This window comes from Halorussus salinisoli, from assembly GCA_005239435.1.
Lineage (GTDB): Archaea > Halobacteriota > Halobacteria > Halobacteriales > Haladaptataceae > Halorussus > Halorussus salinisoli.
The window spans coordinates 935,860-956,632 of the sequence record SZNP01000001.1; the positions used below are offsets into that span (position 1 = coordinate 935,860).

The 20,773-nt window shown below is 64.3% G+C and carries 16 protein-coding genes and 1 tRNA gene; 11 read left to right on the forward strand and 6 right to left on the reverse strand.

The window, feature by feature from the left end:
• Nucleotides 1-191: 191 nt before the first annotated feature.
• From E2484_RS09015 to E2484_RS09045, 7 genes are all read left to right on the forward strand, one after another.
• Nucleotides 192-1,484, forward strand: a complete 1,293-nt coding sequence (locus tag E2484_RS09015; protein WP_137284866.1) for an extracellular solute-binding protein — start codon at nucleotides 192-194, stop codon at nucleotides 1,482-1,484.
• A 9-nt stretch (nucleotides 1,485-1,493) separates the two neighbouring features.
• Nucleotides 1,494-2,459, forward strand: coding sequence for a carbohydrate ABC transporter permease (locus tag E2484_RS09020; RefSeq protein ID WP_137284867.1), 966 nt, complete (start codon nucleotides 1,494-1,496; stop codon nucleotides 2,457-2,459).
• Nucleotides 2,456-3,538: a sugar ABC transporter permease gene (locus E2484_RS09025; protein ID WP_321112217.1), complete on the forward strand. Its 1,083-nt coding sequence runs from the start codon at nucleotides 2,456-2,458 to the stop codon at nucleotides 3,536-3,538. The genes E2484_RS09020 and E2484_RS09025 overlap by 4 nt, the downstream gene beginning before the upstream one ends.
• Before the next feature lie 181 nt (nucleotides 3,539-3,719).
• Nucleotides 3,720-4,679 (forward strand): glycosyltransferase, encoded by a 960-nt coding sequence (locus tag E2484_RS09030; RefSeq protein ID WP_137284868.1) that lies wholly within the window; start codon nucleotides 3,720-3,722, stop codon nucleotides 4,677-4,679.
• Nucleotides 4,680-4,732: 53 nt separating this feature from the next.
• Nucleotides 4,733-5,698 (forward strand): beta-ribofuranosylaminobenzene 5'-phosphate synthase family protein, encoded by a 966-nt coding sequence (locus E2484_RS09035; RefSeq protein ID WP_137284869.1) that lies wholly within the window; start codon nucleotides 4,733-4,735, stop codon nucleotides 5,696-5,698.
• A gap of 586 nt (nucleotides 5,699-6,284) precedes the next feature.
• Nucleotides 6,285-7,121 (forward strand): RAD55 family ATPase, encoded by an 837-nt coding sequence (locus E2484_RS09040; protein WP_137284870.1) that lies wholly within the window; start codon nucleotides 6,285-6,287, stop codon nucleotides 7,119-7,121.
• Nucleotides 7,122-7,443: 322 nt separating this feature from the next.
• Nucleotides 7,444-8,781 (forward strand): outer membrane protein assembly factor BamB family protein, encoded by a 1,338-nt coding sequence (locus E2484_RS09045; protein WP_137284871.1) that lies wholly within the window; start codon nucleotides 7,444-7,446, stop codon nucleotides 8,779-8,781.
• An 84-nt stretch (nucleotides 8,782-8,865) separates the two neighbouring features.
• Here E2484_RS09045 and E2484_RS09050 read toward each other — a convergent pair whose 3' ends face one another.
• The 3 genes from E2484_RS09050 to E2484_RS09060 form a co-directional block, all read right to left on the reverse strand.
• The gene (locus tag E2484_RS09050; protein ID WP_137284872.1) at nucleotides 8,866-9,351 is read right to left on the reverse strand and encodes a hypothetical protein; all 486 of its coding nucleotides are present in this window, start codon (nucleotides 9,349-9,351) and stop codon (nucleotides 8,866-8,868) included.
• A gap of 22 nt (nucleotides 9,352-9,373) precedes the next feature.
• A complete protein-coding gene (mch, locus tag E2484_RS09055; RefSeq protein ID WP_137284873.1) occupies nucleotides 9,374-10,306 on the reverse strand; it encodes a methenyltetrahydromethanopterin cyclohydrolase in 933 nt (310 codons plus the stop codon).
• A gap of 170 nt (nucleotides 10,307-10,476) precedes the next feature.
• Nucleotides 10,477-10,788, reverse strand: a complete 312-nt coding sequence (locus E2484_RS09060) for an MTH1187 family thiamine-binding protein (RefSeq protein ID WP_137284874.1) — start codon at nucleotides 10,786-10,788, stop codon at nucleotides 10,477-10,479.
• 119 nt (nucleotides 10,789-10,907) lie between these two features.
• Here E2484_RS09060 and E2484_RS09065 point away from each other — a divergent pair, with 119 nt between their 5' ends.
• Nucleotides 10,908-16,997: a S8 family serine peptidase gene (locus E2484_RS09065; RefSeq protein ID WP_137284875.1), complete on the forward strand. Its 6,090-nt coding sequence runs from the start codon at nucleotides 10,908-10,910 to the stop codon at nucleotides 16,995-16,997.
• A 35-nt stretch (nucleotides 16,998-17,032) separates the two neighbouring features.
• Here E2484_RS09065 and E2484_RS09070 read toward each other — a convergent pair whose 3' ends face one another.
• Nucleotides 17,033-17,497, reverse strand: coding sequence for a hypothetical protein (locus E2484_RS09070; RefSeq protein ID WP_137284876.1), 465 nt, complete (start codon nucleotides 17,495-17,497; stop codon nucleotides 17,033-17,035).
• 195 nt (nucleotides 17,498-17,692) lie between these two features.
• Nucleotides 17,693-17,887: a hypothetical protein gene (locus tag E2484_RS09075; RefSeq protein WP_137284877.1), complete on the reverse strand. Its 195-nt coding sequence runs from the start codon at nucleotides 17,885-17,887 to the stop codon at nucleotides 17,693-17,695.
• Between the two features lie 269 nt (nucleotides 17,888-18,156).
• Here E2484_RS09075 and E2484_RS09080 point away from each other — a divergent pair, with 269 nt between their 5' ends.
• A complete protein-coding gene (locus E2484_RS09080; RefSeq protein WP_137284878.1) occupies nucleotides 18,157-18,486 on the forward strand; it encodes an ArsR family transcriptional regulator in 330 nt (109 codons plus the stop codon).
• 94 nt (nucleotides 18,487-18,580) lie between these two features.
• On the opposite strand, the gene E2484_RS09085 is transcribed toward E2484_RS09080, so the two are convergent.
• Nucleotides 18,581-18,651 (reverse strand) — tRNA-Gly (locus tag E2484_RS09085).
• 210 nt (nucleotides 18,652-18,861) lie between these two features.
• Here E2484_RS09085 and E2484_RS09090 point away from each other — a divergent pair.
• A complete protein-coding gene (locus E2484_RS09090) occupies nucleotides 18,862-19,752 on the forward strand; it encodes a putative RNA uridine N3 methyltransferase (RefSeq protein WP_137284879.1) in 891 nt (296 codons plus the stop codon).
• Between the two features lie 4 nt (nucleotides 19,753-19,756).
• Nucleotides 19,757-20,773, forward strand: a complete 1,017-nt coding sequence (locus E2484_RS09095; protein WP_137284880.1) for a 50S ribosomal protein L3 — start codon at nucleotides 19,757-19,759, stop codon at nucleotides 20,771-20,773.

Consider the following 20,773-nt stretch of genomic DNA (forward strand, 5'->3'; position numbering starts at 1 on the left):
CTCGCCGATTCCTGCGGTGCGTAACCGGCGTTCCACCCGCGACGAACCGGGAGATTTAGGTGGGCTTCACACCCGAACGATGCCGAACAGCGCGCCGGGTTTCGACTCGGGACACCGCGTCTTCAGTGAAAGACCGTGTTGAAACCCAAGGCTTTAAGTTATGAACAACTAATTCAACACTTATTCACCCCATGACAATGAATCGCAGAAAAGCTCTCAAGAGTATCGGCGTGACGGGCCTCGCCGGTGTTCTCGCGGGCTGTACGAGCGTGCAGGAACAGGACGACACGACGACCAGCGACGACGGTGGGGCCGACACCACCGCCGGGGACGACTCCGGGCAGACCGAGACCACCGCGACCGGTCCGGCGGGGACCGCGAAAGCGTGGTACAGTCTTCAGGACACTGAGCTAGAGGCTCGCAAGGCGGCCTTGAAGCAGTTCAACGACAACTCCAAGCACACGATGGAGGGGTCGGACGTCTCCGACCTGAAGAAGAAGACCACGAGCGCGATTCCGGCCGGGCAGGGGCCGGAACTGTTCGACTGGGCCCACGACTGGGTGGGCGACTACCACCAGCGCGGGTTCATCACCGACCGGAGCGAACAACTGAACGTCGAACTCGACGTGTTCACCGACGCCGCGGCCGAGGCCGTCCAGTTCGACGGGAACGTGGTCGGTCTCCCCTACGCCGCCGAGACGGTGACGCTCGTCTACAACACCGAGATAGTCGACGAACCGCCCGAAACCGTCGCCGACATGAAGTCCGTGATGGAAGAGCATCACGACCCCGGGAACAACGCCTACGGCCTCAGTTACCCCTTCGACCCGTACTTCGTCAGCGCGTGGGCACAGGCGTTCGGCGGTTACTACTTCGACCCGGAGAAAGACCCGATGCTCGGGTTGACGGACTCGAAAACCATCGAGGGCGTCCAGTTCGCGCTCGACAACCTCAAGCCCTACATGCCGAACGACCCCAGTTACGAAACCCAAGCCGCGCCGTTCGCCGAGGGCAACGCCGCGTTCGCCATCAACGGACCGTGGTACCTCGCCACGCTGAACGAGAAGGGCGTCGACTTCGGCGTCACCACGCTGCCGACGCCCGAAGGCGGTGAGGCCCGGCCGTACACCGGAATCCAGATGTGGTACTTCGCCAAGGCGATGGAGGACGACGGAGCGAACGCCGCGGCCGCCCAGTCGTTCGCCGAGTGGTACGCGACCAACGAGGACATGCTCGAACAGGCCGCCAAAGACCAGGGGAGCATCCCGGTTCTCGAAAGTCTCGCCGGAAGCGACGCCCTCCCGGACGACGTGAAGGCGTTCTCCGAGACGGTTCGAAAGGGCGTCCCGATGCCGACCGACCCGAAGATGGGGAAGGTCTGGCAACCGCTCACCGACGCGATGACGAAGGTGTTCAACGGCGACGCTGGCGTCGAGGCGGCGATGCAGCAGGCCGAGGAAACCGTCCGCGAAAACTGGGAGTAACCCCAACTCATGAGCACTGCCTCTCGCGTCGCGCGACGAGTCGAGGACGTGCCGTTTCTCGAACGAGAAGACGCTTCGCTGTTGCTCGTACTGCCGGGGCTGTTCGTCTTCTCGGCGTTCATGCTGTTCCCGATACTCTACTTGCTGGGCATCTCGTTCACGAACGCCGAGCCTTCGAACCTGTTCGCGGGCGAGGGCGCGCTGTCGGTGTTGACCTTCGGGGAGGCGGCGTTCGTCGGGTTCGAGAACTACGTCACGGTCCTGACCGACGTACAGTTCTGGAACTCGTTCGGCATCACGTGGCTGTTCGTGGCCACGAGCGTCGCGCTGAAGTTGACGCTGAGCATCGGCGTCGCGCTGATAGTCACGGGCGACCGCGTCCGAGGCAAACGCGTGATGCGCTCGCTCATCATCATCCCGATGGGCCTGCCCGCCATCTTCACCATCACGGTGTGGCGCGGCATCTTCAGTTCGGCGGAGTTCGGACTGGCGAATCAGGTCCTCCGGTCGGTGGGCTTGTCGTCGGTGTCGTGGCTGAGCGACCGCTGGATGGCGTTTCTCGCGTACAACGTCACCGAGGCGTGGCTGGCGTACCCCTTCATGGTCATCATCACCGTGAGCGCGCTTCAGGACGTACCCGAGGAGCTCCACGAGGCCGCGAAGGTCGACGGCGCGGGCTACCTCGCGCGATTCCTCCACGTCACCCTCCCCTCGATAAAGCGGCCGGTCCTGTTCGCGTCGATACTCACGGCTGCCGCCTCGTTCCAGCAGTTCCTCATCCCGTACGTGTTCAACGAGGGCGGGCCGGCCAGGGCGAACGAACTCGTCGTCGTCTACGGCTATCGGGAGGCGTTCACCTACTTCGAGTACGGACAGGGTGCCGCGATTAGCCTCGTCGCCATCGCGTTCATCGGCGCGTTCATGTGGCTGAACGTCAAGCGCGGGAAACTCGCAGACGGGGTGAGCGACGAGTGAGTCTCCTCCGCTCGGTCGTTCGCAACGTCAAGGACGACGCGGTCGGACTGGCGACGACGCCGGTCGACGTGCTCCGGGAGATGCGCTACACCGCCGCCGGGATTCGGAAGGGCGAGATTTCGCCGGTTCGACCGCTGAAGAGTCTCGGACTGACGGCGGGCGCACTGGTCGTCGTCGTCACGCTCCTGTTCCCCATCTACTGGATACTCATCTCGGCGCTGTCGGGCACCGGCGGGTCGATACACTCGGTGGACGGTCTGCGGTTGTTCCCGGAAGAACCGTCGATACAACCGTTCGTCTGGGTTCTCGGCGACCTCATCGTACCGGCCTACCGCATCGGGTTGGCCATTCCGTTCACCGAATCGGTGCTGGTGTTCGACACGCCGCAACTGACGTTCCTCGACGCCTCGACCCACGGCGTCGACAACCCGTCGAGTTTCAAGAAGTTCCTGTGGAACAGCCTCACGGTCGCTATCCCGACGGTCATCCTGTCGATGTGTCTCGTCGTCCCCGCCGCGTACGCGCTCTCGCGCCGGAAGTTCATCGGCCGCCGGAAGATCCTGTTCGGCTACGTGCTGCTGACGCAGGTCGGCGGTGGACTCGGAATCGCGCTACTCATCGGTCTCTACACCGTGTTCGTGCAGATCGGCCTCAACGACAGCAAACTCGCGCTGTCGGTCTACTACGCCGCGACTGCGGTGCCGTTCAACACTTGGCTCCTGAAGACCTACATGGACGGCATCCCGGTTTCCTACGAGGAGGCCGCGGTCGTGGACGGCGCGCCCGCGTGGCGGGTCGTCGTCGAGGTCATCCTCCCGCTGTCGAAGGCCGGGTTGGCGACTATCTTCATCTTCACCTTCCTCACGGGGTGGACCGAGTTCGTCGTCGCCCAGACCTTGCTCGGGACCGACAACTACACTCTCCCGGTAGGGCTGTTCTCGCTGGTCGACGAGTACTCGGTGCCGTGGGCGCGGTTCTCGGCGTTCGCACTCACGTTCGCGTCGCCGATAATGCTCGTCTACCTGTTCGCCCAGCAGTACATCGAAGGCGGACTCTCGTTCAGCGGGATGGAAGGCTGACCACTTCCACCCCCGTCCCATAAACTCGAAGTCACTTTTTCGACTCGTCGGTGACTTTCGTTCGATTGGGTCGGAAACGAAGCCGAAGCGATGTATTCCGAGGAGTTGCCCCAGACCCATCGAAGCCCTGGGAAATCCTAGAATGGGAACATACTTTCCGGGCGGCCTTCGAAAGAACGCCATGGACCAGACGGTCGCCGTCGCTCACTACCCTGAAGGCGCTGGCCACGCGACCCGGATGCTCGCCGTCGCGCAGGCCTTCGAGGACGCGGGTGCGGAGATCACGCTCGCTGGCGGCGGCCCCGGTTCCCGGTTCATCGAGCACAACGGCTACGAGGTGTTTCGGGCCGCGCCGGTCGATTACATCGGCGACTACCAGCAGGGGTCGCTCAGTCGAGTCGTCACTCGAAGCCTCCCCTACAGCGGCAAGCGCGTGGTCGACTTCGTTCGGTGGCTCCGCAGGGAAGACCCGGCGGCGCTGGTGACCGACGACATGTTCGCCGCGATGGCAGCGTCGCTGACCGGGACCCCGCTCTACATCGTCACGCACAACGCGGCCTCGTACTACGACGCCGCCGTCGAGCAGGTGTTTACGTGGCTCATCAACCGTTTCCAGTTGGGAGCGGCCGAGTCGTTCCTCTACCCGGCGGTGTGGCCGCCCGACGAGGGCGACCCGCCGGGCGTGACCCACGTCCCGCCAATCGCGCTCGACCCCGACGGCTGTCCACCGCCGGACGACGACGTCGACGTGCTGGTCGTTCCGAGTGTCTACTCGACGAACTTCGACGTACTCGCCGAGACCCTGCGAACCGAGGGTCACGACGTGACGCTCGTCGGCGGCGACCGCTGGGAACCCGTGCCCGCGCTCTTACCGTGGATTCGAGCAGCCGACGTTGTCGTCTGCTCGGGCTACTCCACCGTGATGGAGGCCGCAGTCGGGGGGACGCCCTGCGTCGTCTACCCGTTCACCGACGAGCAACACGGCGTGACGCGCGTCCTCGAACGGAGAGGAGTCCGCGGCTTCCAGGTCGAACACTCCGTGGCCCACGTCGCTCGGGCGGTCCGGCATCGGCCGAACGAACCCGACTACGACAACGGGGTCGAGCGCATCGCCGACCACGTTCTCGGGGAGTTGACCTGACCAGTTTTTGCCACTGTCGGAACTACGAACCCCTCTCCTCTCCAACCGGGGACATGGCTCGGGTCACGGCCGGAGCGCGCCTCCACTTCGGCTTTCAGAATCTCTCGCTGGCGCATCAGCGACTGTACGGGTCGCTCGGCGTCGCGCTCGACTCGCCGCGCGTCGTCGTGACTGCAGACCCCGCCGAGACGGTGCGTTGCGACCACGACGCCGCCCGCGAGTACGCACGGCGGGCGGTCGAACTGCTAGACGTGCCGGGCGTAGACGTGACCGTCGAGCGGACGCTCCCCCGCCACGTCGGTCTCGGGAGCGGGACCCAGTTGGCACTCACCGTTCTCGCAGCAGTCGCACACGCCTACGACTGCGAGCGACGAGTCCGCGAGCGCGCGCCCAAACTGGGCCGCGGCGGCCGGAGCGGCGTCGGGGTCGCCACCTTCGAGACCGGCGGGTTCGTCCTCGACTCCGGCCATCCCACGGAGCGATTCACGGCCGACCGACCGCCGCGCGGGGAGTGGTCGGTCCCGGCAGTCGCGGCCCACCACGAGGTGCCCGACGAGTGGCGGTTCGTCGTGGCCCTGCCGGACTCCGAACCCGGCCGGAGTGGTAACGACGAGGACGCGAGCATGCGGTCGGTCGTCGAGCGCGCGGACCCCGACCTCGCCGACGAAATCGCCGCCGTCGTCACTCGGCGCGTCCTGCCCGCGGTTGCGGTGGGCGACTCCGAGAAGTTCGGCGCGGCGGTCGCCGAGGTCGGCCGACTCAACGGTGCGTGGTACGCCGACGAGCAGGGCGGGGTCTACCGACCGCCGGTCGGCGAGGTGGTCGCACGGCTCTCGGAGTCGCCAGCTATCGCTGGCGCTGGCCAGTCGTCGTGGGGGCCCGCGGTCTACGGCGTGACGACCGAGCGCCGCGTCGGTGCGGCCCGCGAGGCGGCCTACGCGGCGCTGTCGGTGGCGGGCGTCGGCGGCGAGGTGCTGGTCGCCGAACCCCGGAATCGGGGTGCGCGAATCGAGGGGTGACGCTTGGCTCCGTCCTTTCGGATTAGTCGGACTGGTGGTTACGAGGTAGCGGCGACTTCCCGCTGGCCAGCGGGAGTCACCGAAGCGGCCGCGCTGGCTGACTCGCCAGCTATCTGCCCGCAACCGCGCGAAACGTCCGGGAGGGGTTCGTCCTGTTCTCGGATTTAAACCTTCGCGTGGTCGGCCCGCTCTGTGAACTACGTGGAGTGACACCGACCACGGGACGTGCCATTGAGTCAGACCACCGGACGCGCCGCGCTCGCGCTCGGCCGTATCGATGCGGTCGCGGCCGAGCGCTCGCACGCGGGGAGGCACGGGGCGCGGTGCGGGCGCGGTTGCGGTGGAGTTGCGGTCCCGATTCGCTCGATCGGTAGCTACCGGTCCGCTGGCGGCTTCGGTTCGGCATCGAACCCCGGCCGTATTCCTCTACATTTCTATAACATACAACCCTATATGTACTAGAAATAATATTCTGTCTCCCGTGCTGGAAGTACGACCTGTCCGAGACGACGGACAGTCCGACGAGTTACCTCGGACACACGAAAGACCCAAGCACCCCGATTGAGACGCCCAACACGAGAAGCACATGGACCGAGTTCCGTTCGGCGTCTCCCGACTCGACGACATCATCGGCGGCGGTGCCCCGCCCGGAAGCGTAGTCCTGCTGGCAGGCGAGGCCGGGGCCGGTGCCCGCGAGTTCTGCTACACTGCCGCGACCATCAACGGGTTGGCCCACACCGACGAGGACCAGTTCGAACTCCACTACGGCAACGTTTCCGACCAGGCCGCGGTGCCCGAGGACATCCACTACGTCTCGTTCACCGCCAGCGGCGACGAACTCCGACAGGAGATCGAGTTCACGATGAGCGAGGACCTCGTCCACGCGGGCGTCGAAACGGTGGAGTTCGCCGACTTCAGCCAGGAGTACTTCCAACTCTCGGCGATTCCCCGCGAGTGGTACACCCGCAAGACCCAGACCATCACCGACCTCGGACAGGGGAGCGACCGCCGCGGCGTACTGGAGGCGCTCGGCGAGTACCTCAACGAGTACGCCTCGGGCAATCTCGTCGTCATCGACTCGCTGACCGACCTCGCTCGCGCGCCCAGCGAACACCTCGACTGGAGCGACATCACCCTGCTCGTCAAGGGGCTTCAGAAGGCCTCCCGAGCGTGGGACGGCCTGATTCTCGTCCTCGTCAATCAGGAAGCCCTCTCGGACACCCAGATGGGGAGTCTGATGGGCGCGGCCGACGGTACCATCGCCTTCGAGTGGGAGACCGGCGGCAACGAGCGCGACCGGGTGATGTTCGTCCGGGAGTTCCGCGGCGTGCTGCCGCGGTTGGAGGCCGAGGACATCATCCGATTCGAGACGGAGATTCACGACGGCGGGTTCGACATCAGCAACGTCCGGAAGATTCGGTGAACTGACTCGGTTGGGTCTACGGGGAGTCGTGGCCGCTAGCAGGAGTTGAGGTGGGACGTACGCAGTGCGAATGGAGGACGGTATCCTCAAAAACGTGCTCGGGACGTAAGAGGGGTGCAGATGTTCCACAACTGTGGTACCGATGCCACCCTGTGCGACTCTATAAAAGAGACGCCATAGTTTCCCCTCAGGCATCTACGTTTACATGTTGGATAACACACCGATACTGGAGAGGGTCGGAGTGGAAGGGATATAACCGAGCGACGTCGTCGTCTTGACTTTCCTACGAGGGTAATCGAAATTCCGTCCGCTTCAGTGGGCCGTGGCGGCCGACCATAAATATAATGATAAAATATGGAGGATATGCGGGGTTGATACTCATGGCCGGTGTCCTGCCGGGACGGTGGAAGCACAGATGACCCGATCTGCGGAAAGAAGCGACGAGTTGGCTGGCACTGACGGGGTCAGGAATGACCGTCGGACGTTCCTGAAACACCTTGCACTGGTCGCCCCCGTTGGACGGGTGGGGAGAGCGACGTCGTTCGATGCCGGGGACCTGGTTCACGAGCAGGCAGACACTGGTGAAGACGTCTGGCGGCAGTTGGGCCACGACGCGGCGAACACCTCGTACAACCCCGCCGCGACGGGCCCCTCGGAGCCCATCGAGGAACGGTGGCGCTTCGAATTGCCAGACGACGGTGTGGTGTACGCGCCAGTCGTCGCCGGAGACACCCTCTATACCACCAACAATTTCCTCGCGGGGACGTTGCACGCCATCGCTACCGAGGACGGGACCGAACGTTGGCAGTTCTCGGCTCCCGAAGGTAGATTCGGCATGCAGGCAGTGGTGGACGACACCGTCTACGTCGGAAGCACAGACGGCACCGTGTATGCCTTAGACGCGGCGACTGGCGACCCACGCTGGCTGTTCGTGACATCTAGTGACACGATCAAGAACGGGAAGGTACACGACGATACGGTCTACTTCGGCGACGACACCGACGTCAAAGCGCTGGACGCGACGACCGGCGAACTACGGTGGCGTTTCGACGATGTGGACGCCCCGCAACACTATCTTTCGGTCGGTAGCGGCGGCGTCTACGTCCCGGCGGAGGACGAGAACGTGTACGCACTCGACGCCGAGACGGGCGAGGAGCGCTGGCGCTTCGAGGAACCAACTGCCGCCACGCTCTCCACAGCAGTGGCCGACGGCACGGTCTACGTCGGTGGTGAAGACACGAACGTCTACGCGGTGGACGCAGAAACGGGCGAGGAGCGCTGGCGCTTCGAAGCGCCGACGTTCCCGACGCTAGAGCCAGCGGTGGCTGACGACACGATATACATTCAGGATCTGGAAACGGTGTACGCACTGTCGAGCGAAACCGGCGAGGAGCGTTGGCGATTCGAGGACCTCCACAGGGTAACTTGGACGTTGACGACAGTCGTTCCCGGTACTATCTACGTCGGACGGATGTTCAACCTGTACGCGCTGGACGCGGCGAGCGGCGAGGAGCGCTGGCGCTTCGAAGTACGACCGGACGAGACGTACGAGGGCAAGGCGTTTGCCTCTCCAGCCGTGGTGGACGACACTGCGTACGTCGGGATGACGAGGGGAGCAGGGGAAAGACCGCTTAGGGGTGTCATACTCGCATTGGAGTGAACTGGTCTCCACGTGTTCAGTCTGCGAGTTGCACCTATCGCAAGCGCTCGGAGCCCGCCGTGGGCCGAGGGTGTCGATAGAACGCTAATCTGTGTACTTCCCGTTGGCTTCCTCCACTAACTCCAACAACAGGCACCAGTCCAACAGATACCCCACGCGCTCGCCCCAGATTTCCTCCCACGAGTTCGGATTCTTGTGGTGTTCCCACGTCGGCACTTCGTCGCGGAACTGCTCGAACACCTCGCCCGCGGAGAGCGGCCCCTCTGCTTCGGCCAGAATCTCGAGGACCGCCGGCACTCCGAAGACGTTCTCGCGGAACTGCTCTCGCAGGAATTCGGTCGTGGGGTCCTGACGAGTCCGGGTGAATCCCGACGACTGCTCCTCGGCCAGTCCGAGCGCCCGCAGGAAGGTCAGCCACGTCCGGGCGGCGTCGCGACTCGTCAGGTCGGTCCGGTCGAGCATCCGGGCACAGCAGTCGTCTTCGCTCCCGGGGACCAGTGGGACCGCGCGCTGGGCGTCGGCCACGAAGTCGAGGTCCGCGGGGGGTTCGGGAACCAGTTTGAATTTCATCGCTGTTCTCGGTCCCTCCGTTTCAGAGGCCGAAGCTCTCGGCCAGCAGGTCCTCGTCTCGCTCACCCACGACGTAGGTGTCGCCGCCGACCACGTTGACGGTGGCCTGGGCGGGCGCGAAGACGCTCTCGTCCACCTCGTAGAAGTCCCAGTCCACCGACTCGAAGATGTCGGCGAAGTGGGTACCGTACTCGTCGTTGGCGGTCGAGACGATCTCGTCGAAGCGGTCGAACTCCTCGCGGACCGTCAGGTGGACCTGCCCGCCGTAGGCCAGCGCGTCGTTGGTCCGGGCGATGGCGGACTCCTCGTCGCCAGCGACGGGCGCGACCGGAGCGGACCCCGTGGCGCTCACCACGTCCAGCGGGTCGTAGCCGAGTTCCGAGAGTCGGAAGACGGCCATCTCCGCGGCGCGCGAGGCCACGCTGACGCTCCCGGCCACGCTCGCGGTCGGGACCGACGGGAGGAAGACGCTGCTCGGTTCGACGCCGGTCAGGTCGGCGACGTGGTCGGCGACGCTCGCGGTCGGGTAGTCGTCGCTCTCGACCGCCAGCACCGCGAAGTCCGACACGTCCTGGTAGCCGACGCGCGCGAACTCGTCTTCTTCGGCCACGAGCGCGCGGGCCGGACCGCTCCCGAGACCCTCGAAGTCCTCGGTCGTGACCTCCCATCCGGCCTTCTGGGAACAGAGCAGGGCCAGCGCGGGATGGTCGCTCGTCAGTTCGACGTACTGGAAGGGTGCGCCAGCCACCTCGTCCATCCGCGTCTGGACGGTGGCGAGTCCGGCGGTCTGCATCTCGGCCAGCAGGAGTCCGGCCTCGACGCCGCCGTCGAACTCGTGACCGAAGTCGAGGACGGTGGCCCCGTTGTCGAGTTCTCTCGCTCCGATGTCCAACTCCTCGGCGAAGTCGAGTGCCTCGTCGGCTAGTTCGAGTGCGTTCCGATTGAGACTGTCCATGCGCGTGGATTGGGCGTCACCCCCTAAACCGTTTATCAGTCGCTGTCAGTTCGGGATGGTTTCTCTCGAAACGTTCTCGACTTCCGCGGCGTGAAAGCTGTCGGCTCTGGTTCTTCGTCGAGAGCCCTCGGTGGTTGGCGAGGACGGCGCTACCGGCGGTCTGCCGGGAACTACCGCTCTCGTTTGGCTTCCCGGCCCAGTGCGTCCTCGACTGCATCTACTTTCTCGTGCGCGCGTTGCTCGCGCGTGCGCTTGTCGTCTATCTTCAGAAACGTACTCACGCGGTCGCCATCGACGGCCTCGTGGGCGGCCTGCGCGGCGGCGAACAGTTCGTCCACGGTGTCGGCTTCGACGACGGTGCCCATCGGGTTGGTCTCGTAGGACACGTCGAAGTCGTCCAGCGCGGCGACGGCCTTCGCTACTTCGCCGGCCATGCTTCCTTCGACGACCGGTGCGACGCTCAGGAGTGCGATTGCGGTCACAGGTCGTCGGACGACCGGCGAACACTAATGATTTCGGGGGTCGTCGTCTGGCGTTATTGGATTTGATAACGATAGCAGAGAATAAATGATAGAGATGGCATCTGTCGGTCAGTAGCTACATGAGAGGCGATTCGACGCGACACGGCGAACGTCGTACGACCGAGGGAGTGACGGCACTGCTACTCTCGGTTTTGCTTCTGACCAGTGCCGTCGCGCCCGCGGTCGGCGGGGACGTACGAACCACGTCCGGACCCCCGACGACTCCGGGAGTCGTTTCACAGACGACCGACCACGCGAGGACGACCGAACACCCCGCAGAGATCTCTGGCGCGGACGCGACGACCGTAAGCGAAGATACCGAGAACGAGTCGCTCTCGAAGAACGCGACGACCAAGCGGGTGACACTCGTCACGGGCCAGACCGTCACCGTCGTGGAGACCGGAAACCGGACCGAGTACAGCATCGATTCGAACGTGACGATGCAACGGGTCTCGACTCCGAAGGGGACCTATATTTTCCCCGAAGGGGTCGATTTCGACACGTTCGACCGGGACCTCTTCAACGTCGACCTGCTGGTTCAGCAGAACGCAACCGACGAGGAGACGAGTTCGATTCCGGTCATCGTGAGCCACGAGCAACGGAAGCGGTACGCCGACTCGGACGGGAACCAGGGGTCCGTCGACGTCCTCGACTCCGTTGCCGGGACAGAGAAGACGGACGAGTTGGAGACCATCGATGCCGTGGCAGGGCGGCTCTCGAAGGACGACGCCAAGAACGCGTACCGGACCCTCGCGGAGAGTGAAGAAGTCGAGCGCGTGCACCTCGACGTGAAATACGAGGTCGACCTCGACGATGCAGCGACCATCGTTTCGGGCGAAGAGGCCCGTGAAAAGTACGGCGTCACAGGCGATGGTGTGACGGTTGCCGTTCTCGACACCGGCATCGACGACGCGCATCCCGACCTCGACGACGCAGTCGTTCACCAGAAGGACTTCACCGGCGAGGGCACGACCGAGGACAAGTACGGTCACGGGACCCACGTCGCGGGTATCATCGCTGGCGACGGAAGTGCGAGCAACGGCACATACACTGGCATCGCACCTGACGCTGAACTCTACAACGTTCGGGTGCTGGGCAAGTACGGGTACGGATACACTTCGGACATCGTCGCCGGCATGGAGCACGCGGTCGATAACGGTGCGGACGTTTTGAGTATGAGTCTCGGCGGGTCACCGGACGGACTCCGCTCGAACGACCCGTACTCGGAGGCGGTGAACTACGCGTACGACAACGGGGTTCCCGTCGTCGTCTCAGCAGGCAATTCGGGGGACTACGGATACGGAACGGTCGGCAGTCCGGGAATCGCGAAACACGCCATCACGGTCGGTGCGACCGACAAATCCGGCGGCATCACGAGTTTCTCGTCTCGCGGGCCGACGCCGTACGGCCTGTACATGAAACCCGACGTCGTGGGGCCCGGAGCGAACGTCGTCAGTACTCGTGCGAGCGACACCAGCATGGGCGACCCGGTGGACGACCACTACACGTCCGCTAGCGGAACGAGCATGTCCGCACCCATCGTGAGCGGGACCGCAGCACTGATGCTCGACGAGCACTCCGACTGGTCGCCACAGCGCGTCAAAAGCGTGCTCACGACGACAGCGGATCCGCTGTCGGCCGACGTGAACGAGTACAAACAGGGTGCGGGGATGGTGAACGCCACCGAAGCCGTCGACAGCGACGTCGTCGTGACGCCCGGGACTGTCGACTTCGGGACCTACACGAACGACACGAACGTGTCCCGGGTCGTCACCGTGCAGAACCTCGGCGATTCGTCGGTAACGCTCAACGTCAGCGCGTCGGCGGAGTCCATCGCGGGCGACACCGGCAAAGTCAGTGTCAACGAGAGCACGATAACGCTGTCCGGAGGCGAGACCGCACACCTCGGTCTCGCGGTCGATACGAATACCCCCGCTGGCGTGTACTCCGGACGGCTTTCGTTCGACGGCGGTCGGTACACGGGCATCTTCGGGTACGCTCGCGCGCACACGGTGACCGTCGAGAAGAACGCAATCGACACAACCTCGGCCGACGACGACCCGATTTGGCTGTTCGCCGACACGGAGGGAACGTTCAAAACGAGTGGGTTCCGCGGACTCGATCAGTTGGACAACGGAACGACGACCTACCACCTCCTCAGCGACGGCACGTACAACATCCTCTCGTCGGGAGTCAACGAGAACAACAACCAGAGCATCCTGCTCTCCCACGAGGTTTCGGTTTCGTCCGACACGTCCGTCACGCTCGACGAGAGCAACACCGTCGAGTACGATCTGAACACGACGGAGCCGAACGAGATTCACGGTCGACTGTTCAACAAGAGTGTCGAAGTCCAGTACGAGAAGCGGACGTCGTCCGACTGGTGGTACGCAGGTGGTGTGTTCACCCAGTCGGTCGGAACGCAAACGATGCGTTTCAGCACGGACGACCGACTGAACGTGAGCGTCGAACACGTTCTCGTTCCGGAAGCGGACGTCGATACCGACGACCCCTCGTACGACGTGCCGACGATTTACCACTTGATACACGGGACGGCCGGGGTTTCGACCGGCCGAACGTTCGACGTGAAGCAGGACGACCTCGCAGCGAAGAACACGAGTTACTATCGAACCAGCGCGTCTCAATCCTACTGGGCCGGGCTGGCCGCGTCGAACACGGAGTGGGAGCCGATGGTCCGGTTCGCGTTGGCCGACGACATCGGCGACCGTCGAACGCAGACGGTGTACGTCTCCCCCGACAGTGGACGCTACGAGCACTTCGTCTACGGGGAATCGTTGTGGAACACATACGGGAAGACGGACGTATTCCGGCCAGGCGAACGCGTCGAGCGAGACGTCAACAGGCATCCACTCACCGGGAACGTGACCGGATGGGACGTTTCGGACGGCAACCTGAACTTCACCGCCGTTCCCCAGTCTACGCAGGCCATCGGCACGAGGACGTTCGACGACTTCGAGTGGGACGAGACTCTGGAAGTCCGACTCGACGGTTCGACGGAACTGCGCGCGACTGACTACATGACGTACGGTCAGATGACCGTCGGGGATGGCGGCTACTACGACGCGATTCCGGTCGACTCGGGGACGGACATCGTGGTCGAGATGCACGCGGACAACCAGCAGACTCTCTCGGAGCGGACAGTCACGACGTTCGAGACGACGTACGTGCCGGGCGAGGACAACACTCCGCCGCTGATCGAGCGAGCGAACGTCGTGGGAATGAACCACGACGGCACGGCCCCCATCGAACCCATGACAGTTCGATTCACGGTTCGCAACCAGAGCAGGGTCGACGCCGAGAACGTCACCGCGTGGCTTTCGCCCGGAGACGCCACCACGGTCCCGTCCGAGGACGCGAGCGACTGGTCGCAGGCGTCGATAGCTCGCGTCGACGACGACACCTACGAAGCGACTCTGACTCCCACCGACCCCGACGCGTACATCGGAACGGTCGACCTCGCGCTCAGGGTGACCGAGGACAACGGCGACACCGTCGAGATAACGACGTTCGACGCGTTCCGGGGTGCCGACACTGCACCGCCGCGGATTTCGGTCGCGACGTCGCCGAGCGAGCGGGTCAGCCAGTACAACCCGGCCGCCGTCACCGTCGAACGAACGGACCTGCATCCGAAGGCGACGGAACTCGTAATCGAGGACAACAGCTCCGGAGATGTCGTCCACGAGCGAGACCTGTCCTCGGGCGATATCGAGACCCAAACCACCGTGAACTGGAACGCGACGGACGCGAGCGGAACCCCGGTCGAGAGCGGCGAGTACGACGTCGTCGTTCAGAGTTCCGACGCGTACGGGAACGCGAACGTCACTGCGACGACGCTCACCGTGGACAACAAGAAGCCGACGGCTACCGTTACCGCCGTCGGTGCAACCACCGACCCGACTTCGACCGAAGGTCCGGTCTACACGAACGGCACGGTCGGTCTCGAAGCGACTGCGAACGGGACGCCCGGCGAGGCCGAGCAGGTAAAGTTCGTCCTGTCGGCCGACTTCACCAACTTCCGCGTGCCCGTTTCGGGTGACCCGTCTGACGGGGGGACGACTTGGACCGGCGTCGGCAACCTCTCGGACGTTCCGGACGACGGGAACTACACCGTGGACGCGGTCGCGGTCGACCCGGCGGACAACCGGGGCGTGACGACCACCGAAACGACCGTCGTCCTCGACCGCGACGAACCGGTCCTCGGCGCGACTGTCGAGAAAGTCGGCAACGACGGCAGGGTGACGCTCACAAGTAACGAACCGCTGGAGTCCGTACCCACTGCGACGGTCGAAAAACCCGCCGGAAACGACGAGCAGGTCACGCTGACGCGGAACACGACCGCTGACGGATACGTCTGGGAGGAGAACTTCGCTCTCGCGGGCGACGGTAACTACAGCGTGACGGCAAGCGGTACCGACCTGGCCGGAAACGTCGGGAAGACCAACTCGTCGGCCGAAATCGAGACGCTGAACGTTACGAGCAGGAACGTCACGGTCGTCCTGGAGAAGTCCGGACTGTTCATCGAGTTCCGGACCGACGAGACGGACTTCTCCAGCACCGTGACCATCACCGAGAGTCGGTCCGCGCTCGCACCACTCTCGCGGAACCTCGCGGGTCTGAACTTCCTGAACGGCGAACTCGGGACGAAGTTGACCGAGCACCTCGACAACGCCACCATCGGTATCCCGGCGAACGAGTCGAGACTCCCGCCGGGCATCGACGAGAAGCACGTCGACGTCGGCTACTACGACGAGAGCGACGGCTCGTGGGAACTGCTGGACACGAGCGTCGAAGACCGGACCGTCGGCAACGAGACGCGAACCTACTGGGTGACCGAGGTCGAACACTTCTCGACCTACGGCGCAGTCGCCGACGACCAGGAGCCGCCGACCCTGGACGCCAAGTCGCCGACGGCCACCTTCGACCACGAGACGACTCGGAAGACGGTGAGGTTCGACTACAGCGACGACATCAGCGGCGTCGACGCGAGCGCGGTCGAACTGTACTTCGACGGCCAGCGAGTCACCGACGAGAACGCGGCGACCGTCACGGGTTCGTACGCGACTTACGACGCCACCGGACTCGACGCGGGTGACCACGAGGCGGTCGTCACCCTCGAAGACGAGGCCGGAAACGCGAAGAACTACTCCGCGTCGTTCACCATCGAGAAAGAGACCACCGGTGACGGTGGCGGCGGAGGCAGCGGAGGCGGTGGCGGTGGAGGCGGCAGCGACGTGCCCCCGCCGTCCGTGCTCGTGGAGATAACGGAACTGACCGACACCTACGCCGAGGGGAAGGTCACGAACGCCCGCGCGTCCAATCCGGGCGAAATCTCGTTCGACGGCGGTCTCGTCGGCGAGGACGTTACCTTCACGGACCTGAGGTTCGTTCCGAAGAGTAGTGACGCCGAACCGCGGTTCTTCGTCGAGGCGGAATCGGCCGGGTCCGCTCCGAGCGGCGTGGACGCCTTCGACGGTGCAGACGAAACCCTCGGCTACCTGACGGTGACGCCGAAGTACATCAGCGACTCCGAACTCGACGCCGTGACGGTCGCGTTCGACGTAGACTCCGCGACCGCTGGTTCGCCGGAGAACGTGGCGTTGTACCGCTATAACGACAGTACGTGGTCGAACGTCGAGACGACGTTCGTCGACGAACAGGACGGGTCCTACCGGTTCGAGGCGTCGGCCGACGCCACCGGAACGTACGCCGTCGGTCTGGCCACGGCGTCGTTCGAGGTGAGCGACGCGACCCTCGACGCGTCCTCGGTCGAGATGGGCGAGGAGGTCACGGTGACTGCGACCGTCGAGAACGTCGGAACGGGCGAGGGAACGTACACGGTCGAACTGACGATGGACGGCGAGGTCGTCGCCACCGAGCAGGTGACGCTCGCCGGCGGCGAGGAGACGACGGTCGAGTTCGTCCGGACGTTCGAGGCGGGCGAACACGCGGTCGCCGTGGGTTCGACCGAGGCGGGCGTCCTCACGGTCTCGGCCGACGGGTCCGACGACGCCGCGATAGACGACGAGGAGAACCGGGGGACGAAGCAGAGCGGGCAGGGGTCCGGTCCCGGCATCCCCGGATTCGGAATCCCCGCCGCGCTGGCCGCGCTCCTCCTCGGGGCGTTGCTCGCTCGCCGGGGCGAATCGTAACCGCGGCCAGAAGCGGTCGTCGCAGTCTTTCGCGCTTAGGTCGGCGGTTCGGCGTCTTCGGAGAGTCGCGTCTCGTGGAGGTGGACCCACTCGACGCCGTTCGGCGCGTCGGCCGCCCGCCGGAACAGACCGCTACTGACGCGCCAGTCCCAGTCGCCGTCGATGCGTTGCCCCTCCTCGTAGGTCACGAGACAGTGTTCGTCGCGCTCGACCCGGGTGCGAACGTTCGCCACCCGAATCTCGAACTCCGGGTCCGAGTCCGCGAACGCGCCGTGACCGTTCCGGAGGTCGGCCCGAATCTGCGGGCCGTCGCGTCGCTCGCCGGTCGGCGAGACGATCTCGAAGTCGTCGGGGAGGACGGCTTCGGCGCGACCGTACTCGCGTCCGGTGGGCGTCCGGCCAGCCAGTCTTCGATGAACTCGTGGAACTCTCGAACCTCGCGCTCGGCGTCGTCTCGGAGTGACATCCGTCGTGCGTTCGTGTGCGCTTGTCGGCCTCAATCGTGGGTCTTCGGGAGTCCGTCACCGTCTCCCCGCTCTGTTTGCTTCCCGTCGGCCGGGTGGAACCGTAGAGACAGTAGTAGATGTTTCTAAGGCTCGTATAGATTGCTTTTAGAAACATATTTCTTCAGCTGTATCACTCGTCCAAGGACTACGCTCGCATTCTGCGGGTACCCTTCGACGGTTTCAGTCCGCTCACTTGCGCGCACGATCGTCGGTCTCGACGACGAGGTCTTTCACGTCCACGAGGAACACGATAGCACTGGCGATTACCAGCACGATGCCGACCGTGGTCAGCATCGCGTCCGCGAAGAGTATCAGCGCGACGCCGACGAGCAACAGCACCGTCGTTCCAGCGGTGAGCAGAGTGTCGCGCGTCCCGAGCTTCATGTGGTAACTTACTGCACGGTCGTGGAAAAGCGACTCGGCTGTTGGGTACCGAGTGGTTCGAAATCGGTAGAACCGGCGGAGCAGTATCGCCCGACCAATCGAAGTCACGGTCGGGTGGTTCCACCTCTCTCCGTTGCAGTCCGTCGCCTCGGATTCAGTTCGAACTCATCGACCGTTCACCGGGGAGTCTAGTGTCACTCGATTCCTCAAAACACTCACTCTGCGTGAATTTGTTAACGTTTCACATACTTGGAGTCGTTAGCAAGGACATGGGCAACCGTTCGGAAGGGGAGTTGTGCGACGACCGACTGGAGGCGTTAGGACGCTACGAGCGACGCCGACTGTTACTCGGGTTATCGACGGCGAATCCCCACGAAGATTCACGCATCGATTTCGGCGAACTGGACCGTAATTCGGGAGAACTCGACCCGTTAGTGGTGATGCGACACCTCCACCTCCCCTACCTGGAAGAACGCGGGTTCATCCGGTGGGACCGCGATAATCAGGTGGTCTCGAAGGGGTCGCGCTTCGACGAAATGGAACCGTTGCTCCAACTGTTACGAGAGATCGAGGACGAACTTCCCGGCAGGTGGACGTAACGGAAGACGGCGGGTAGAGGCGTGCTCTACGCGTACAACCTCCGGTTACTGATAGACCGTTAAGCGTCGCTCGATAGTCGACGTCCGAGAGAAGTGCGCTGGCGGGGATTTGAACCCCGGTTGCGACCATGGCAAGGTCACGTGATACCACTACACTACCAGCGCCCTGTTGCATTTCCAGATAATGCCGGGATACTAAATAAGGCTTCCGAATCGAAGTAGAATCGGGAGACGGTGACACGATTCAAGCACCGATTTCCGGCGCTAGGGGCTTTGTGACGGCCCCCCACGGCCGGAACCAAAGCGGCACCCTTTTAAGAACTAAGCCGGTACGATTCGCTACAGTCTAGTGACGGGGCGTCGAAGCGTCACGGTATGACCGTCAGCGTACTCGTTCCGTCATCCCTCGTCCGGGAAGCCGAAGACAAGCGCGAGGCGACTCGCAAAATCGGCTACGTCGCCCGCGCGGCGACGGTGTTCCGGGCCGACCGCCTCGGGGTCTTTCCCGACCCCGAGGGGGAGGAAAAGTGGGGTGGCGGGTTCGTAAGTACCGTACTGAACTACGCCGCGACGCCGCCCTACCTCCGAAAGGAGGTATTCGGCAAGCGGGACGAACTGGAGTACGCGGGCGTCCTACCGCCGCTCCGCGCCCCGTCACTGACCGGCTCCGAATCCGAGGGTTCGGGGTCGTTAAGACAGGGAATCGTGACCGAGGTCGGACCTGAAGGGCGCGTTCGGGTCAATTGCGGACTGCAACACCCGATCTCACTCGTCGTACCGCCAGAAATGGAGGTCGGCGAGGGGGAGCGCGTAACCGTCAGGATCTCTTCGCGAAGTCCGGTCCGTGCGAAGCTCGTAGACGAGCCCCTCTCGGGCTTGTCGGTGACGCGCACGGACCTTCCGGCGGCTCTCGACCGCGACGACGCGGGCGTCCGAATCGGGACGTCCCGTCACGGAGTCGAGTTGACGACCCGGCGGCTGACCGAACTGGTCGGCCGGACCGGCCGCGACGGTATGACCGTCGCGTTCGGCGCTCCGGGTCGCGGTCTGCCGGAGATGCTCGACCTCCCGACCGAAACGCTGGCCCACGAGTGGCCGAGCGACGACCGGGAGGACGAGGCGGACGCGGAGTCCGGAGTCGAATCGGGCGCACCCGGCCGGTTTGACCTCTGGCTGAACGCGGTTCCGAATCAAGGCAGCGAGGTCGTGCGAACCGAAGAAGCGATGTTCGCCACACTCGGCTGCCTGAACCTCAAAGAGAAGTGATACGATGCCAGAAACAAGCAGACCACGCAAAGGTTCGTTAGGGTTTGGCCCCCGGACGCGCGCGACCAGTGAGGTTCCGCGCTTCAACTCGTGGCCCGAAGGAGACGGCAATCCGTCTCTGCAGGGCTTCGCGGGTTACAAGGTCGGCATGAGCCACGTGGTGATGGTCAACGACGAGTCCGACTCCCCCCGTGAAGGGATGGAGGAGACCGTTCCCGTCACCATCGTGGAGACGCCGCCCATGCGGGCGGTCGCTCTGCGAGCCTACGAAGACACGCCGTACGGCAAGAAGCCGCTGACGGAAGTGTGGGGCGACGACTTCCACGACGACCTCTCGCGCACGCTTGACGTGCCGGAGGACTACGACGTCGACGCCGCCGAAGACGAACTGCGCGAAGCAGTTACGAACGGCGACGTCGCCGACCTTCGCGTCGTCACCCACACCGTCCCGGACGAGATACCCAGCGTTCCGAAGAAGAAGCCCGACGTGATGGAGAGTCGCGTCGGCGGCGGGTCGCTCGACGACCGCGTCGACTTCGCGCTGGACCTCCTCACCGACGGCGGGGAACACGACATGAACGACGTGTTCCGCGCGGGTGAGTACATGGACGTCAGTGGCGTTACGAAAGGTAAAGGCACGCAGGGTCCCGTCAAGCGATGGGGCGTCCAGAAGCGGAAGGGCAAGCACGCCCGGCAGGGATGGCGACGACGGATCGGCAACCTCGGTCCGTGGAACCCGTCCCGCGTCCGCTCGACGGTGCCCCAGCAGGGCCAGACCGGCTACCACCAGCGTACCGAACTCAACAAGCGCCTCATCGACCTCGGTGAGGGCGACGACATCAACGTCGACGGCGGCTTCGTCAACTACGGCGAAGTCGACGGTTCGTACGCGCTGGTCAAGGGCTCGGTCCCCGGTCCGGACAAGCGCCTCCTGCGTTTCCGCCCGGCCATCCGGCCGAAAGACCAGCCGCGCCTCGACCCCGAGGTGCGGTACGTAAGCACCGAATCGAACCAGGGATAA